Here is an 18,486-nt window from a genome sequence, read left to right as displayed (position 1 = left end):
TTCACTCACTTCGACTTTAGTATCAATGATTAGAGTTTGCTTTCAATACAAACGAACTTAAAGGGGCAACGGTTATCTGACTCCCTTTAATCCTATCAATTTCTTCCAGGCCCGCATGCTGACCATCCACTAAAACGGCCCAATTACCTTCGTGAGGAAGAGTAATGGTTATCGCGTCCCAATTTGCATTATGAATCACTGCCATTTTATAATCTTGATGTTGTAAGGTGAATGCAACAGCATTTGGCGGTGCATCAATGAAATGCAATTGCTCCTCAATTTCTTCGGGTGTGCTTAACCTAAAAACAGAATGATTTTTCCTGAGAGAAATCAGCCCTTTCATATATTTCACTTCCCGATCTAACTCCGCTCTCCTTTTCCAATCCAACCTGTTAATCCAATCAGAAGATTGATAGCTATTTTCATCTCCATCCTTGGAGCGCATGAACTCTTGTCCAGCATGTATCATTGGAATCCCCTGTGACAGTAAGACAATTGCCGAAGCTAATTTATGCATCTGTTTCCGTTTTTCTTCTGTCGCATCTGGATTAGTGATGAGCAGCTTATCCCATAAAGTATAATTATCATGTGCCTCAACATAATTGATCACTTGATCTGGTCTTTGATATGTTGCGATATCTTCATCATATTTCAAACCACCAGCGATGCCTTTTTTTATAATATCTTCCATTCCTGGTTTGCCATTGACGAATCCCTTATCATGTTCATTCATGACAAACCCTTTTAAACCATCACGGATTGCATCATTAAAGTGAGCGATTCCAGGCATTTTAAAAGCATTCTTTTGATTTGCTTTCAGCTCTTGGGCCAAGGGTGTATCCATATCCCAGCCTTCGCCCAAAACAATGAGCGTCGGATCAATTTCTGCCAGTGCCTTTTTCACTACATTCATCGTTTCCACATCGTGAATACCCATTAAATCGAAACGGAAACCATCAAGGTTAAATTCCTTCGCCCAATAGGTTACGGATTCAACGATGAATTTCCGCATCATTTTACGTTCGGAAGCAGTATCATTTCCTACACCAGTTCCATTAGATAAGGTGCCGTCGGCGTTATAGCGGAAAAAGTAAGTGGGAACGAGTTTATGGAAGTTTGAGTCTGCCACAGAATAAACGTGATTATATACAACATCCATGATCACTCGTAACCCGTGGTCATGTAAACCTTGAATCATTTCCTTTAACTCCCGGATCCTGACTTTTGGTTGATACGGATCAGACGAATAAGAGCCTTCGGGAGCGTTATAATTCTGTGGATCATATCCCCAGTTATATTGTGGTTCATTCAATTTCTTTTCATTGACTGTAGCAAAATCAAATATCGGGATAAACTGAACATGGGTAACACCTAGATCTTTAATATGATCAAGACCCGTTTTCACTCCTTCTGGACCTTTGGTTCCGGCTTCAACTACTCCTAAGAATTTACCTTTATGATGGATTCCGCTTTCAGGATGAATCGATAAATCCCGTATATGCAATTCATAAATGACTATGTCCTCAGCTTTTTCAAGAGGTGGTTTATCCCGTGTCCACCTTTTTGGGTTCGTATCTGTTAAATCTATCACGACCCCTTTATTACCATTAACAGTAACTGCGCGAACATAAGGATCGACGGCTTCACTCCAGGTTTCTCCCACTTTCACTTTATATGTATAAATCAATCCATCCTGATTTCCGGTCAGCTCAATGGTCCAGGTACCCTTTTCGGAACGAACCATTTGAATCTCCATTCCTTCTGTATCATCCCAATGTTTATAAGTAACTAGCTTGGCTTCAGTTGCAAGTGGTGCCCATAACCGGAATGCCGTATTATCTTTAAGATAGGTGTTTCCTAAATCTTTGCCTTCATAGAAATATAAATCATCCAATTCTGACGGGTTTACCGGATTAATATTAGCAATTGGCAGGGATTCCAACTGATTTTCCGTTTCATTATCCATAGATTTTTGATTATTTTTATTTTCCTCTTCAAAATAAGAAAGTGAATCTTTAATAGGTCATTCCTCCATTGAAATTCCCATTTTAGAACAGGAATTATTCATTTTTATAATCATGAGCGAATCTTCCATTATGTTATGATTCCACGGGTATTATCCATCAAAACATCCGATCTGCAAATTATGTCGAAAATTCAGAAATCTATATTTAATAATCGAAAGCTACAGGTCAGTTCTGGACCTTACTTATCGTATAATGAAAGTGAATCCAAAAAAAAGAAAAAAATGCCTCCATAACAGTTTTACGGTCTTGGAGGCATTTCTAGTACTCTTTATGGTGTTTTAATAATTTTCACTGAGTTATTTTCAACAATTGCAGTGAAGTTCTTAACTTCAGGCTGCTCAAAGATAAAGTCTGTGATGCCATCTTCGAGCTGTTCTTGAAGAACACGGCGGAGCGGTCTAGCCCCGAAAGTTGGGTGATATCCGAGTTCAATTAGCCTTTGTTTCGCTTCATTGGTCACATCTAAAGATAAACCATTTGCAGCAAGTGTTTCGTCTAGCTCGTGAATCATGATATCAACAATTTGCAGAAGATCTTCTTTCTTCAATGCAGAGAATTCAATGATGCTATCGAACCGGTTCAAGAATTCCGGTTTGAAGAAGCTGCCTAAAGATTGCAGGATTGAAGCCTCTTCCACAGCTGAACTTGTACCGAATCCCATTACTTTTTGTTTCTCACCGACTCCTGCATTACTCGTCATGATGATCACGGTATCTTTAAAAGTAACGGTCCGGCCTTGACTGTCGGTTAAGCGGCCATCTTCCATGATTTGCAGGAACATATGCATGACATCCGGATGTGCCTTTTCGATTTCATCCAATAAGATGATACTGTAAGGCTTGCGGCGAACTTTTTCCGTCAATTGTCCAGCTTCCTCATGTCCTACATATCCAGGAGGAGAACCGATTAATTTAGAAACGCTGTGTTTCTCCATGAATTCACTCATGTCAAGACGAATCATAGCGTCCTTGTCCCCGAATAATTCCTCAGCAAGAGTTTTCGCCAATTCGGTTTTACCGACTCCTGTCGGACCAACGAAAAGGAAAGAACCGGTAGGACGATTTTTGGATTTTAACCCGGCACGACTTCTTCGAACGGCCTTGGATACCTTTTTGACAGCCTCTTCCTGCCCAATTACTTTTTTCATCAGCTCCGCTTGGAGATGAACCATTCTTTCTTGCTCATCTTCTTGGAGCTTACCTACAGGAATGCCGGTCTTTTGTTCGATGATATTTTGGATGTCTTCAACGGTAACGGTTGGCTTAATTGCATCTTCACCTGCTTGCAATGACTTTTCCAGTTTTTCTTCTTCATCACGAAGAACGGCAGCTTTTTCATATGCTTCTTCTTTTAAGGCCATTTCTTTTTCTTTATAAATTTGCGCCAGTCGTTCTTTCATGTTTTCTACCTGGCCGTCTTCGATGGTCAAGTTCAATTTGGAACCAGCTTCATCCATTAAGTCTATTGCCTTGTCAGGGAGGAATCGGTCTTGAATGTAACGGTTTGAAAGTTCAACAGCCGCTTTTAGGGCTTCCTCACTATATGTTACACCATGATAAGATTCATAACTTTCTTTTAAACCGCGTAAGATGACCAATGCCTCAGCCGTTGTAGGTTCGTTAACCTGTACAGGCTGGAAACGTCTTTCAAGGGCACCGTCTTTTTCAATTTTCCTATATTCGGATAAAGTAGTTGCTCCGACAAGCTGAAGTTCGCCGCGTGCAAGTGCAGGCTTCAAGATATTTCCTGCATCCATTGATCCTTCGGCCGAACCTGCTCCCACAAGTTGATGAATTTCATCAATGAATAAAATGACATTTTTTCTTTCCTGTAATTCACTGATCAATTGCTTCATTCTTTCTTCGAATTGCCCTCTAATTCCAGTATTGGAAACAAGGGACGCTACATCAAGCATATATACTAGCTTATTACGTAATTTAACTGGCACTGAACCTTCAACAATCGCTAAAGCAAGGCCTTCAGCAATGGCTGTTTTACCGACACCAGGTTCACCGATTAAAACTGGATTATTTTTATTGCGTCTGTTTAGAACTTCAATAACGCGTTTGATTTCTTCATTTCGTCCGATAACCGGATCAATAAGTCCTGCTTTAGCAACATCGGTCAAATTGCGGCCATACTCCTCAAGCAATCCTCCATCCTCGCCATGTTCAGCTGAATCCGGTTTTGGTACACCATTATAATTAAATGGATTGAATGAATTTGGAGATCCGTTAAATTGGAATTTCCCCATATCCATTCCGCCCATAGCAGCTCCAAGTTTGTTTCGCTCTTCTTTATAACAAGTGGAGCACAGTTTCACATCATGCTCCTGACCATTCATATTTAGGTGAACTTGAATATTAGCTTGGTTTACATGGCATTTTTCACAAAGCATGTAGTACTCCTCCTTTAAAAAATTAAATTGAAAATAAATCTTTGACCTTCTTTGACTTTCTGACTTTATTATACATTGACCTTCTTTGACTTTCAATAATTTTGTCTGGGAATTTTTTTGCAAAAAACAGGAATTCCTTCGATTTGGTTTGCTTAGCATATTAAACTATCCATTTCCAGTCAACTAAAAAGCTTTCATGAATGCTTCATACTACCGATTACCGAATTCAGGACTCACCATAACCTTAAACTATTAGCAAAACGCCAATTCTCTTGTCCATGTGCCTCATTCACTCTTATTTTTTAATACAAAAAAAGACTTTATTAAGTCTCTTTAAGGTTAGTACAATTTTTAAACGTTGGATTTCCACTCCATGTACTCGCTTTCCGCGGGCGGTTGGGGAGCCTCCTCGGCGTCTTCGCACCTGTGGGATCTCCCCTTGACGCGCTTTTCCCGCAGGAGTCTCGCACCTTCCGTTCCAATGATCTTTGTTTTAATTTTAAAATAGAACACTTTTGCCTACAGTCTTTTTTTGTTTTTAAGTAGTATTAATACTTGAGGTGATATCGATACTTTCTTAAAAGTCCCCTCGTTGTTCAACCCATGCCATGCTTTCCTTTCCGCAATAGCTGCTTCAATTCCAATAAAAAATCAAAAAGGTTTCGGAATGAAACCTTCCGAAACCCTTTTGTCTACAATTTGAAAGAGACTTCATTAAGTCTCTTAGCTTTTTTATATTAAGATTGATTTTCTTCTATTATATACGTTTCGCACCGATATACTTTGGCTTCCAATAACTATTATTGGTTTTAGCGTATGACACTCCTTTTGATGATGACGAGTGTATGAATTCATTGTTTCCTATGTATATGGCCACATGTGTGGGTGTTTTCGCTTTATTTGGTGCAAAGAACATTAAGTCCCCTTTTTAGCAGGCTTTTAACTTTCTTTCCTTTTTTATATATGTCAGCAGCAGTTCTTGGTAAACTCTTACCAGCCTTTTGATATGAATACTTCACTAAACCCGAACAATCAAAACCTGATGAAGAAATGCCACCCATTTTATATTTTGTACCTAGTTCACTTTTAGCCACTTTAATCGCTTTTGTATGATATGAAGCAGCTTCCACTTGGTTTCCAGCAAAGGATGCGGTTACAAGCGTGATAGCCAATGACAATCCGACGACAATTTTCTTAAACAAATTATTTACCCCCTGATGTGATTTGCTAAACCTTATATACTAGAAAAGCTATATCACTCGCATCACAGGATCTTTACGAATATGTTACATTTAGTAGATTTAGGAAGAATGTCCATATAAAACATAGAAATAAGTCGAATCAAGTGTCCATTCAATATATTGAAAAGCACCTTTAATAAAACTATCTTTTCTTCATAAAAAAACAGCGGTAAAAAACCACTGTCAAAATTCTTTTGAGAAAAATGGAAGAAATAGTTTTACCCCACGTTTATTGAAAGGTAAACATTTCAAATCTGCAATTAAATGACTTATGTATCCTAATGAACAAGTGGCGAAAATTCCGTCAATCCCCATAAAAGCTTCGAATTGAAAGGCAATGATGCCAAAGAAAGCGATACCGGCAATCGAATGGGTATAACTTCTATGTGGTGTAAAGGATGCCAGGATTATATAGACTCCCAACAGCCACAACCAGCTTTCCTGCAAAGATAAACCGCCTCCTAATACCGCTAATCCAGTCAAAGTCAGCATATGCCTTTGCCTAATGAAAGATGAAATAATGATGATTCCGATTCCTGCCCCTGCACCGATCCACTTTTCCGTTTCAGAGCCTTCCAAAAGACTATAAATGATCATTAAAATTCCAATCGTTTGTGCTATCGTTCGGATAAACTTATGTGAAAAGGTAATCCTATTACTTAACTTCCCATCAATATCCATATCGGGCATCAGCCCTGAAACTCCCCCGATGCCCACCAAAAATAAAGTGGTGGTTGAATCTGTTTGAAGTGTGTTTGCCGTCAAGAATCCAACTGTTGCCCCTATAGCCATGTGTGCTGTCCCGTTCACTGTCTCTCTCCTGTCCCTCTAAGAAGTAATCTGCTCAAGAAACGAATGTTTGTTCGAATCTCTGCATACCTAACTATACAACATTTTGGGGAAAATTTCTCTAGTTCTTATAAATAAAGCCATAGAAATCAGTGATTAGAGCAAATAAAATATCTTTTCGTACATTTAAAACACTTTTTCTAAATGTCTATAATTGCTTTGTGTAGGTAATTTTCATTACTTTAAATCACGCAAAATATTTTTCAGTAAAATGAGGTTTTTCATGAAATTTTATCCAAAATATGAATATACTAATCTATAAGGGGAGTGATTCAGATAGCTTTTTTAAATGCCTTCAATAATTTTAAAAATGGGAAAAAGTCTAAGAAAATAAAGAACATGGATTTTCGGGAACAGCATGTAAATAAATCGTCGGAGCTCATTGGTAATAATGTAATTGTCCAAAATATAATTAACAATCACCTTTCCAAAAAAAATAACCACTTGTAGGGTGGTTTTTTTAATTATTAGGGGAAATGGTTTCATTCTTTTCCAACTTCTCACTTGCTTCGTAAATATAGTTATATTGTAAATAGTAATCGTATATGACGTTTTGCAGGATTTTAAGCAGTGATTTATCGAATGTATCGAATTCAGTTTGATAACTATTTAAGACGGTGACGAATTTCCCGTCCATGTTTTCGAAATAATGGATAAGAAAGTTCTTGTAATATTCACTGTCGCTATTGCTTTTATTCGTAATGCACGGATCGCCGGTTTGAATGGACTTATCAAGCATCGCTTTGATGGATTTAGGCAGCTTTGCTTTTTTGAACTGGTTCAGGGTATAGATATCATAGGTAAAGGAAAGACCTAATTGATCGGAATAAAAATCCACGGCACAGTCCAATGTATAGATTAAGGGTGTTTTAAAGTCTTTACTGTTGGCAATTTCCTCTGATATCTCCAATTGAAATTCCTCGGATGTTAAATAGGCTGCAAATTTCATTTTTGAACTGCTCATGCTGAATACTTCATAAACGGCTGCATCTTGTTTTTCAATTTCAATTTCGATATTAAAAAATTTAAAGTGTTTTAAACGGTAAAAAGCAATCGGGGCTAATAGGAATAGCAATATCCAAACTAGGTAAAGGAATAATGTGTTAAAGATGATTTGATAAAATTCAGACGTTACGATAGGTTCGATGATTAACGATATCAATGTATGTTCAAATCCCTGAGAAACAGGGGGGGCAGGTACAATGGTTTCCTCTGGCTTTTTTAAAGTTTGGATACCTAAATGAGCCATCGCAACTAACGTGTAAACAAAAATTAAAATTGTCCCAATCACATAAAATTTTGGCATGAATCCTATAATCCTGTCGAAAACAGAAATCCGTTTATCTTTCTGCTCCTCTATAGCCAATGTGGTTGCTCCTTTTAAGATTATTAATATCAGGAAAAGTCTACAGGAAATTGGGATTTCCTGGAGACTACCTATTTAATTTATATGTTTGCAATTATGTTAAAATACGTAAAATTTGTTTAATCATTGACATATTCCAAATTACTTTCGACGTTTTCATTAAAATTAATAATAATTCGTCGTTAAAAATGCCCAACCTTTTCATTGAAAATGAAAGGATGAGCAAATGTTTAGGGTTTTATTTAGGACGGCCCTTTATTGCAAATTCTTCGACCTTCCTTAGAAACAGCTCCATGGCTTTTGATGCTTCAAAGTCCAACTTTTTCACGATCGAAAAAGGTCTTATTAGGGGCTCATTTTTCAAATGGAAAGTTTTCAATTCATTGGACTTCAATTCTTTTTGTACTGTCAATCGGGATAACAAGGCAATGCCGAGTCCAGCCATCACCGCTTCTTTCACTCCTTGGATACTGGTGAAAATAAAGGTTTTCTTTATGTTTAACTCCAGACTGCTCAGAAGTTTATCGGAATATGTACGGGTCCCCGATCCTTGCTCCCTAAGTACCCATGTTTGGTTTTGGAGCATATTGCCCTCGATGAGATCCATCTGTGAAAGTGGATGATCCGGGGGAACGACCACAATCATCTCGTCATTCATGAAGGGCCTGACATCTATATCTTTATAATCCGTTTCCCCTTCAATCAAGCCTATATCAAGCTTATTCGAACGGATTCCTTGAATGACATCATTTGAATTAGAGATGATGATTTGTATATCCACCATCGGATATTGTGCCGCAAATTCTGCCAATACTTTTGGAAGGTAATATTCCCCTATCGTGAAGCTTGCACCTATTTTCATCGTTCCGCTAACCACGTTATTAAATTCATTTATTTCTCTTTTTGCGGTCTCATAATGATTAAGCATTTGCTTTGCATGTCTATACAAAATTTTTCCCGGCTCTGTTATTTGAACTTGTTTGGGGGAACGATAAATTAATTTCGTTCCTAACTCATTTTCCAGATTCCTTATGTGAAGACTGACTCCTGGCTGCGACAGGTTCAGGATATCCCCTGCTCTTGAAAAGTTTTTCTGTTCGATTACAGTTACGAATACTTTTAACGGATCCATTGTTACCTCCCTATTTTCCTATGCGATTCATTTTATCATAAGTAGAAGTAATCATTGAAATAACAAAAATATATTTCACTTATTTTTAATTTAGTTTTAAAGTTAAAGCATCAGCATAGATGGAGTGATCACACTGGAACAAATAAAAGTTGAAACAAAAAAACTCGGATTTACAAAAGGAATAGCATTGACTTTGCTAATTGCCATTGCAGCAAAATACTTAGCAGTGCTTCCATTCCTTCATATAATGGGACAGTTAGTCATTGCAATACTGATTGGTGTTGTTTGGAAATCGCTGATCGGCGTCCCGGCTTACGCCGTTGCTGGGACAAATTATTCAAGTAAAGTCCTTTTGAGAGTGGGCATTATCTTATTGGGTATGCGTTTGAACCTAAAGGATATTATTAATGCCGGACCGAAAACATTTGCAGTTGGTGCCATTAGTCTTGCATTTGGTATATTAGTAGTTTATGGATTGACCCGCCTATTTAAAGTTGAGAAAAAGCTTGGCATATTGACAGCTTGCGGAACGGGAATTTGCGGAGCTGCTGCCATACTGGCAATTTCCTCCCAAATAAAAGCAAAAGAAAAAGATACAGCAATAGCTGTAGCTACGGTTGCTGTATTAGGTACAACCTTCACTTTCGGATATACGATCCTATATCCATTATTGGAGTTATCCGATCAAGGATATGGTGTTTTTTCGGGTGGTACACTCCATGAAATTGCTCATGTCATCGCTGCTGCGGCACCAGGGGGAAATGAGGCTGTCGACTTGGCAGTGGTGGTCAAATTGACTAGGGTGGCCCTGCTCATTCCCGTTGCCATTTTAATTGGATTCATCATGAATTGGAAAGAACGATCAACGGTTACCGGAAAGAAATTTTCCTGGAAATCCATCCAGATACCGTGGTTCATTTTTGGATTTTTATTGATGAGTGCCATTTATTCTTCAGGTGCAGTTCCCGAAACTTTGGCCGAAAAGCTTGTTATGCTTTCCTATATCCTCATGGCTATGTCGATGGCGGGACTAGGATTGAATATCGACCTTGCAACTTTTAGGAAATATGGCGGTAAACCTTTTATTGCTGGACTCGTTGGCTCTATATTTTTGACTTACCTCGGATATGTATTGGTTCAGGCTTTCCATTTAAATTAACTTTTCAATTTAAACAAGCATCCCTTAATCGGCATGCTTGTTTTTTTCTATTGGATGTGGAACATTGGCACCATAAAAAATTTCATCCATTTCCGTTTGAAGCCTTTCTATAATTTCTTGCCTTTCCTCTTTATTCAGCTTTTCCTCTGTATAACCGAATAAGTAATTATTAATATCGAACCTTTTCAGCTTACATTTCGTATGGAATATATTTTCCTGGTATACATTTACATCGATCATGTCATATAAACCTTTTACTTCATCAGGAATATAGTTTTGAATGGAATTAATATCATGGTCAATGAACAATTTTCGCCCATCTTTATCTCTCGTAAATCCTCTTACTCGGTAATCGATCGTGATAATGTCGGTATCGAAGGAATGAATGAGATAATTAAGGGCTTTAAGGGGTGATATTTCTCCACATGTAGAGACATCGATATCGGCCCTGAATGTGCTAATGCCTTCATTTGGATGGTATTCAGGGTAAGTATGTACGGTAATATGGCTTTTATCCAGTTGCATGACCACATTATCAGGTAAAGGCCCTGGTGATTCCTCATAAGTCCCCATAGGTACTTCGACGACAGGTCCTTCTGAAACAAGAATGGTTACACTGGCGCCTTGAGGGACATAATCCTGTTTGGCCGTATTTAAAACATGCGCCCCTATTAAATCCGCAACATTGTGCAGGATTTTCGAAAGCCGCTCTGCATTATATTGTTCATCGATATAATCCAGGTAGGACTCCCTCTCTTCCCTGGTTTTTGTGTAACAAATATCATACATATTAAAGCTTAAAGATTTCGTAAGATTATTAAAGCCATGAAGTTCAATACGCTGCTCAGGTGTAAGTTTCATGAATGATTCCCCTTATACTTTTTTTAGGACTACCCTTATAGTTACCCTTTTCGTGAAATAAAAAACTAAATCTGCCAGTCTAAGCTTCTGACTTCTAATCGGTAAGCTAAGAAAAAGCCATTGCATTAACATGCAACGGCTTTTTTATTTTCCTGATTTTTTCTWGGCAGTATGAACTTTTTTCTTCTTTATCGGTGAAAGAATCCGTTCCAGACATCCGAGTAAAAGATCCGAGAGAATGGCCATCAATGCAGTCGGAATTGCTCCTGCAAGTATGATTGCCGTTCCATTTGACGCATTCGTTCCCCTGACAATGATATCCCCCAGTCCGCCTGCCCCTACGAATGTACCGACAGCAGTTACCCCGATTGCAACGACAAGAGCTGTACGTAAGCCAGCCATGATGACAGATAGAGATAATGGCAGTTCGACCATTCTTAGTAACTGGAGCTTTGTCATTCCCATTGCCTTGCCAGATTCTAAATAAGCATGATCTATACTTGTAATCCCGACATACGTGTTTCTCAGGATTGGCAGCAATGAATACAAAAACAACGATAAGATTACCGTATTTGTCCCCAGCCCCATCACTAGCATCAGGAGTGCAAGCATAGCCAATGCTGGTGTGGTTTGTATGACATTCGTTATCGAAAATACCCAATTACTCAATTTCTTATGTTTCGCGATGAAAATGCCTATCGGGATGGCTACAATTGCTGCAAATAACACTCCATAAGCAGACATTAAAAAATGGCGATAAAATTCAGTAAGAACATACATCCAATTTTGGGAATAATAAGTTCCCAACTGTTGCAAGGTTTCCATTAGTTTGCACCTCCCAATTATTCAAAATATTTATGTGCTTTAAGGAATTCCGATGCTACGACCGATGGCTCCTTCAAGTTCCCATCCACTTCATAATTCAGTTCCTGCATGGTTTCAGTAGTGATCTCGCCAATTAACTTGTTAAGTTCCTCTTCAATTTCAGGATACCTTTCCAATAATTCTTCGGTAACGACCGGTGAACAGTCATATGGAGGGAAATATTGTTTATCATCTTCTAAGAGCTTCAAATCATTAACCTTAATCCGTCCATCTGAGGAATATGCAAGGACAATATCCATCTGACCATTTTTGACTGCATCGTATACCAAGCCAATCTGCATCGGATAAGTTTCGCCAAACTCCAATCCATATGTATCGACGAATCCTTTATAACCATCCCCTTTTCTTTTCAGCCAAGCACTATCCACACCTAACCTTAAATTATCTGCATCCTTTTCCAAATCCGATATTCTCTGATACCCTTTTTCCTCAGCCAATTCATTTGAAATCGTAAAGGCATATGTGTTATCAAATCCATAAGAATCAAAAAATTTGAACCCATATTGTTCCTTGAATTCCCTTTGAACAATTTCCATCGCCTTTACTGGGTCCTTTTCGATTTCCTGTCCCAGGACACTCGTTAAATCAGTCCCTGTATATCGAGTTGCGGCTATATCTATATCACCGGTCTCCATCGCTTTTTGCTGAACGAAATTCGAACCTAGATTTTTGATGATTTTCGTATCAAGTTCCGTATTCCTTTCAAGGAGTTGAGCGATCATGTTCGCCAGGATTTCGGATTCGGTCATGCTTTGGGCACCGATCTTTACAGTAGTCCCAGAAGATGACCCTAGACCAGGCAAAGAACAGCCGGTGATCATTAATGCACAAACGATAAGAGCCATTAAAATTGTATTTCTTATTTTTTTATTCATGGTAATCCTCCTCAAGCAACTTCCTTCATGCCTTTCAAGCCTTTTGGTACGACTTTTCGCTCTATGATCGAGAATACATAATCAACCAGGATAGCCATGATGATTACCGGAACTGCACCAGCGATGATATATTCTGTTTGGTATAAATTCAGGCCGATAAAAATGTAATCTCCCAAGCCCCCGCCTCCAATAAAGGAAGCTAAGGTGGCCCATCCAATTAAATAGACGGAAGCCGTACGGATACCGGCCATAATGACGGAAAGTGCAAGCGGGAACTCAACCAGTCGAATCCTCTCCCAGCTTGTCATCCCGATGCCGCGTCCGGATTCCAGCAGATTTTCATTTACTCCTTTAATGCCTGTGTATGTATTCCTGAGTATGGGTAAAACGGAATAGAAAAATAACGCAATGATTGCGGGTGTTTTCCCAACTCCAAGGAAAGGGATGAAAAAGGCGAGAACCGCTAAGCTTGGCAATGTCTGCATAATGTTCGCAATTCCGATTATAATCGATGCGCTCCTTTTCATTCGCGTCAACATTATCCCTAGTGGTACAGCGACTATTATTCCAAGGAAAACAGCGATCATGGAAATATATAAGTGCTCCCATGCTTTAAAGATCAATTCCTGCCAGTTCGTTTGTAAAAATTCGAGCATTGTTTCCATCTCTTATACCCCCTAAAACATTTCTACTACTTCTGCCACTTGATTTTCTTCCTCCCCCCAAATGCTGTCATATACGATGTCGACCAATGTAGCCCTAGTGACAATTCCGACCAAATGCTTATTTTGGTCAACTACAGGCACGTATTTGAAACCTCGTTTTAAAATCTTTTGAACGGAATCACGGATTAAAGTATCCTGTTTCACTGAATAGACTTCAGTATTGATGACTTCGCTGATAAATTTAGCTTTTTTTCGATATTCACTGATCGTTTCAACATCTACGAACCCTTTCAAAACATTTTGCTCATCGACCACTAGTAAAGAATCGACCCTTTTTTCGCGCATTATCGTAATAGCATCGGTAAGGGATTTTTCCTCTGTAATGGAAATTGGGTTTCGACTCATGATTTGTTCAACCAACTCAACATTGGGTCTTGTTTGAAGCAAACGATCTTTGCCGATGAATTCTTCAACAAACTCATTGGCTGGGTTTCTGAGGATTTCATCCGGTGTTCCCACTTGGACGATTTCACCAGCCTTTAAGATGACGATCCTGTCGGCTAGCTTAATGGCTTCATCCATATCATGCGTAACAAAAACGATTGTTTTATCAAGTGTGCGCTGCAGATTTTTAAACTCCTCCTGAAGGGCATCGCGGGTGATTGGATCTAGTGCGCCAAAAGGTTCATCCATTAAAATGAGTGGAGGATTGGAAGCAAGTGCTCTGAGAACGCCTATCCTTTGTTGCTGCCCGCCGCTCAATTCGTAGGGATACCTTTCCAGGTATTCGGGTCCCATATCGACAAGCTGAAGCAATTCCAGTGCGCGTTCCTTCTTCTTCTGTTCATTCCATTTAAGAAGTTTTGGAACGAGGGTGATATTTTCAAGAATGGTCATGTGAGGGAAAAGGCCGATTTGCTGGATAACGTACCCGATCTGTCTTCTTAGCTCGACTGGGTCTTTATCCATGATATTTTCACCATTAATAAGTATCTTGCCTTCAGATGGTTCGATAAGACGGTTAATCATTTTCATTGTCGTTGTCTTTCCACATCCACTCGGACCAATGAAGCAAATGAACTCCCCTTTTTTAATATCCAATGATATATTTTTTACAGCTTTCTTTCCTCCCTTATAGATTTTCGATACATTTTCGATTTTTAACATAAAAAGCACCTCCATCATTCGCATACAATTACAAATTTTACAAAAATATTAATTTTTCATATGCACAGTCTCTTGTACCCATAAGGTGAACTACTTAAACCTTTTTTTATAAAAAACTAGTTCATTGTATTTATATTGAAAAAATGGTATAAAAAAAACTGCCCCAATTAAGTATGAGGCAGTTTGATAGATTTCTAGTATTAAAAATGAATTAAAATCCTATATTTCTAGCAATGAGGGTTTTTATGGTTTCATCTGTCCCTGTAAAGAATGTTGGCAAAGAATTGTCCCTATGACGCCGGGCAATTTTATCGTCACACATACTTCCGTAACGATCATGCAACTGCATGCACTTATCAGATATTCGCTTAGACATCTCCGTTATCCATTGTTTAGCCATCGATACTTCAGTTATGATATTCTCCCCAGTCATATGTTTACAGATCAACCCATCAATAAACGTTCTTCCCAGATGAATATCTGTCGCTATTTCAGCGATGGTAATCTGTGCCTTTTTAAATGCACTTCTTTTCTTATCAATTGCTTTTTGACTTTTTATAAAATTCATCGTCAAGTGAAGCATGTCTTTTGCTGCCATTATAGACCTGATCGCACAGATTAGTCTTTCCTGCTGCAGTTTTTGCATGATATATGAAAGGCCCTTCCCTTCCTCCCCAAGGAGGTTTCCAACTGGAACTGAAGCATCATCGAAAAATAGTTCGGCTGTGCCTGAGCTTCCCTGTTCTGTTTTACTAAGCTTTCTTCCCCGTGATAACCCTGGCGTATCTTTATCAATGAGCAGTAGACTGATTCCGTCCTTGGGAGGAACGGCATTTAGATCTGTTTTGCATGCTACTATCATGAAGTCAGCTTTAAAGCCATTTGTAACGAACGTTTTGGCTCCATTGAGAAGATAATACCCATCTTTCTTGATGGCTGTGGTTTGGATATCAGCTAATTCCGATCCCATTTCCGGCTCTGTCCATGCAAAGGCAGAAATCATTTCCCCTGTAATGAACTTTGGTAAATATCTTTGTTTTTGATCTATTGTTCCGAATGAAGCAATATAAGGGGCTACAACATCAGAATGAATGGATATTCCTCCCAAGGCTGAACCCACCATCTCCAATTCCTCTGCCAGCACAACAGAATATCCAAAATTTGCTCCTATTCCACCGAATTCCACTTCAATCCATGGACATAAAAACCCATTATCTCCTACCTTTTCCCAAAATGAGTAAGGTATTTCCCCCTCTTTTTCCCATTGATCATAAAAGGGGACAGCCTCCTTGGCGAGAAATTCACGAATTGATTGTTTAAATAATAGGTGTTCTTCCGTTAGAAAGGAACGGGAATCATCCTTATTGATTGCCATCGTGCTAACCATGGGCTAACCTCCATTCTTTTTTTACTGATAATTACTAGCATGAACAAATAAAATATGTTAAACGCCTCGTTGTAAACGGTTACAATTTCAAACAATTAAAATGTTCCTCAATATTCATGTTCAACAAAAGTATGGAATTTCCTTTTAAAAATCTATTTTTTTCCATTTTTAATGATTTGATTATGACTTAACCGCTTTGAATTTGGTTTTGAACTTGTATTCTGTCGAGGTTATTCTTGGAATACAAAATGTAATAAATAGACAATTCTTCTTTTTACGCTCAAATCTCATTCTTTTTTTGCTTAATACAATGGTTATTTAACAGCTTTAGTTAGTGAAATATATCAGCTAATAGCATGTCAATATCCTTCTCTAAAAGATTCAATTCCCTTAGATCTACTATTTTGGTCCATGCCCAATAACCCTCCAAAACCTTTTTGGAAGGATATTTCTCTGATTCAGTTAATTAGGCAACATCCAGGAACGTTTCTTTTCTCTTTAATATACTGTAATTCCTAATAATATAGACAATAATTCCAGGTTTTTCAAACACGATTATTGACTACTAAATCTTTCTTGGTTTATATTAATTCCTTCATAACATCTTTTTTGGTAAGAACAGCTTTTGCAAACTGCTAAGGAATCCGTCTTCAAATACTTTTTGGGTTCTTGTAAAAGATTCTTGATCATGTTGAGGTATTCCAATCCACCAGAAACATCCTTCTTGGTTGGTATAAACGTTTCTTTTTTACCTTCCATAAGCGAGTATATCTCTATTCTTTCCGGTAATTGATCAAATGCCTTTTCACAAAATACCGAAATCATATTATTAAATAAAAGATTCATTTCTTCATCTGTATCAACTAAATACTTCTTTATGATGAATGAGTTGCCTGACCATTCTGCCACTTCAAAAGTTAAGGAAAGTTCGGTACCCAACTCATCCATGTCCATGTTAAATTTTTCATATAAAAACAAAGGTGGATTTTCATTTCTTTCAGTAGTTAAACATTGGAGTAAATGATCTGTAATATTAGCAAGAGCCTTATAATAATGAACCTTCGACTCGAACTGACGTACTTCAACGGCACTCCAATGATCATCTATGAACTCCAAAACCTTCTTAGTCGTCTGACTTTTTGGAGGAAGTTTATAATATCGACTTACAACTTGATTAACCACAAATTGAACAATCTTCCTCCAATCCGAATGAGTGGTGATTTTTCCTTCTATATGAAAATAGTAAAATTGATAAGGACATCTTATAAAATCCTGTAAATGATAATCAGTTAAAGTAGCAATGGAAATCCGATGTTCCCTATCGATCATTCCCTTCTCCTCTCTCTCTCCTCATAAAATTTCAAATTCTATATTGAAGTGACAAAACTATTCTTTATAAATTCCCTCCCAAAATTTTGGCAGTTCTTGATACCCTCATCATCTGGGGTTAATTCTACTTTTAACCCTTCCAGGACGATAACAGCACCCTGTTCCCTTAATTTTTCTGTTAAAATATCTACGGCTGCACCATATTGTGGGTAAGATGAATCGCAGGAACCAAACGCCGCAGCCTTCTTTCCAGTTAGATCAATATGATTCATATCCTCATAAAAGTCTAAAAAATCATCGGGTAACTCCCCGTCTCCCCACGTATATGCCCCTAATATGATTCCATCGTAATCTTCAAGCATGGAAGCTTCAGGACCATCCATAATATCTATCTTTTCGATAATCACATCACTGATTTCTGTGATTCCTTCTGCAATGGTATTCGCCATTTCTTCTGTATTTCCACTCATACTGGCAAAAATTATAATGATTTTAGACATGATAAGTTCCCCTTCCAACATCTCGAACGATTTATTGTTTTTATGTTATATGTACATGAAATTTGTTTTCTTAAAAAGCATGTACATCACCAAAGTTCATTTTATTCTTAATTTTTTGTACGTTGCTCAGTTCATCGGAATATGAAAGAAATGACTCCCTATCATGTGCATCAAGTGCTTCGTTTACTTTAAAACTCAAATGGTTAATTTTAAGGTTCAAATCCAAAATGGAGCAAATGCTGCCCTTGGAATACAGTTCCTCGATATCTTCCACGTGCATAAAAAACTGAAACTCGTTGTTGACAACTATTAAAGAGTGCCATCCTAGGCAATCAATGTACTTCCGTTCATTTGTAATTGTCCAAACATCTCCTTGAAGAAACTCAATTATATGTTGGTGCCTTTCACCCGGACAGCAGCAGCTTACTTCATGCTGAAATAGTTCTAATATAATAAAATTTTTATCCATAGGTGCTCCTCCTTCACTCACATTCAGTTTTTTTGAATTCTTCTTCAACCTTGGCACTTGGTCAGTCCATTTGTTTTTGACGGTTACCGCCTATTCAAAATTCATTTTATTAACATGCAGAGAACCAATCGAAATTGATAATCATTTTCAATTAGTATTTTATGTGATAATGATTA

14 protein-coding genes and 2 pseudogenes are annotated in these 18,486 nt (G+C 38.0%); 1 reads left to right on the top strand and 15 read right to left on the bottom strand.

Going from position 1 to position 18,486, the window contains the following annotated elements; translation table 11 throughout:
• Positions 1 to 22: 22 nt before the first annotated feature.
• The 6 genes and pseudogenes from pulA to AC1DIV_RS07420 form a co-directional block, all read right to left on the bottom strand.
• Positions 23 to 1,909 (bottom strand): annotated as a pseudogene (pulA, locus tag AC1DIV_RS07445) (type I pullulanase); the annotation flags it as partial.
• 386 nt (positions 1,910 to 2,295) lie between these two features.
• Positions 2,296 to 4,425: an ATP-dependent Clp protease ATP-binding subunit gene (locus AC1DIV_RS07440; protein ID WP_477576107.1), complete on the bottom strand. Its 2,130-nt coding sequence runs from the start codon at positions 4,423 to 4,425 to the stop codon at positions 2,296 to 2,298.
• 757 nt (positions 4,426 to 5,182) lie between these two features.
• Positions 5,183 to 5,486, bottom strand: a pseudogene (locus AC1DIV_RS07435) (C40 family peptidase).
• A gap of 363 nt (positions 5,487 to 5,849) precedes the next feature.
• Positions 5,850 to 6,476 carry a metal-dependent hydrolase gene (locus AC1DIV_RS07430; protein ID WP_340876513.1) on the bottom strand — a complete coding sequence of 209 codons (627 nt, stop codon included), beginning with the start codon at positions 6,474 to 6,476 and terminating at the stop codon, positions 5,850 to 5,852.
• A 499-nt stretch (positions 6,477 to 6,975) separates the two neighbouring features.
• Entirely contained in the window at positions 6,976 to 7,881 is a 906-nt protein-coding gene (locus tag AC1DIV_RS07425; RefSeq protein ID WP_340876515.1) for a hypothetical protein, read from the bottom strand.
• A gap of 238 nt (positions 7,882 to 8,119) precedes the next feature.
• Positions 8,120 to 9,013, bottom strand: coding sequence for a selenium metabolism-associated LysR family transcriptional regulator (locus AC1DIV_RS07420; RefSeq protein WP_048680535.1), 894 nt, complete (start codon positions 9,011 to 9,013; stop codon positions 8,120 to 8,122).
• Positions 9,014 to 9,146: 133 nt separating this feature from the next.
• Between AC1DIV_RS07420 and AC1DIV_RS07415 the strand changes: the two genes are divergently transcribed.
• Positions 9,147 to 10,172: a YeiH family protein gene (locus AC1DIV_RS07415; RefSeq protein ID WP_477576127.1), complete on the top strand. Its 1,026-nt coding sequence runs from the start codon at positions 9,147 to 9,149 to the stop codon at positions 10,170 to 10,172.
• Positions 10,173 to 10,196: 24 nt separating this feature from the next.
• Here AC1DIV_RS07415 and speD read toward each other — a convergent pair whose 3' ends face one another.
• The 9 genes from speD to AC1DIV_RS07370 all read right to left on the bottom strand — a co-directional run bounded on the left by speD (position 10,197) and on the right by AC1DIV_RS07370 (position 18,310).
• Complete coding sequence (gene speD / locus AC1DIV_RS07410; protein ID WP_054395755.1) at positions 10,197 to 11,033, bottom strand: adenosylmethionine decarboxylase; 837 nt, start codon at positions 11,031 to 11,033, stop codon at positions 10,197 to 10,199.
• A gap of 144 nt (positions 11,034 to 11,177) precedes the next feature.
• The gene (locus AC1DIV_RS07405) at positions 11,178 to 11,858 is read right to left on the bottom strand and encodes an ABC transporter permease (RefSeq protein WP_477576106.1); all 681 of its coding nucleotides are present in this window, start codon (positions 11,856 to 11,858) and stop codon (positions 11,178 to 11,180) included.
• A gap of 17 nt (positions 11,859 to 11,875) precedes the next feature.
• Positions 11,876 to 12,793, bottom strand: a complete 918-nt coding sequence (locus tag AC1DIV_RS07400) for an osmoprotectant ABC transporter substrate-binding protein (RefSeq protein WP_262868995.1) — start codon at positions 12,791 to 12,793, stop codon at positions 11,876 to 11,878.
• A gap of 11 nt (positions 12,794 to 12,804) precedes the next feature.
• The gene (locus AC1DIV_RS07395) at positions 12,805 to 13,458 is read right to left on the bottom strand and encodes an ABC transporter permease (protein WP_340876516.1); all 654 of its coding nucleotides are present in this window, start codon (positions 13,456 to 13,458) and stop codon (positions 12,805 to 12,807) included.
• Positions 13,459 to 13,470: 12 nt separating this feature from the next.
• Positions 13,471 to 14,625: a betaine/proline/choline family ABC transporter ATP-binding protein gene (locus AC1DIV_RS07390; protein WP_053535096.1), complete on the bottom strand. Its 1,155-nt coding sequence runs from the start codon at positions 14,623 to 14,625 to the stop codon at positions 13,471 to 13,473.
• A 211-nt stretch (positions 14,626 to 14,836) separates the two neighbouring features.
• A complete protein-coding gene (locus AC1DIV_RS07385; protein ID WP_477576105.1) occupies positions 14,837 to 16,012 on the bottom strand; it encodes an acyl-CoA dehydrogenase family protein in 1,176 nt (391 codons plus the stop codon).
• A 555-nt stretch (positions 16,013 to 16,567) separates the two neighbouring features.
• A complete protein-coding gene (locus tag AC1DIV_RS07380; RefSeq protein ID WP_477576103.1) occupies positions 16,568 to 17,341 on the bottom strand; it encodes a hypothetical protein in 774 nt (257 codons plus the stop codon).
• A 38-nt stretch (positions 17,342 to 17,379) separates the two neighbouring features.
• Positions 17,380 to 17,841 carry a flavodoxin gene (locus tag AC1DIV_RS07375; RefSeq protein WP_477576102.1) on the bottom strand — a complete coding sequence of 154 codons (462 nt, stop codon included), beginning with the start codon at positions 17,839 to 17,841 and terminating at the stop codon, positions 17,380 to 17,382.
• 70 nt (positions 17,842 to 17,911) lie between these two features.
• Positions 17,912 to 18,310 (bottom strand): IDEAL domain-containing protein, encoded by a 399-nt coding sequence (locus AC1DIV_RS07370; protein WP_477576100.1) that lies wholly within the window; start codon positions 18,308 to 18,310, stop codon positions 17,912 to 17,914.
• Positions 18,311 to 18,486: the final 176 nt, after the last annotated feature.

Source organism: Peribacillus sp. 05N428 (genome assembly GCF_056397085.1).
The sequence above is the reverse complement of the archived record's forward strand: the minus strand, read 5'-3'. Positions and strand labels throughout refer to the sequence as shown.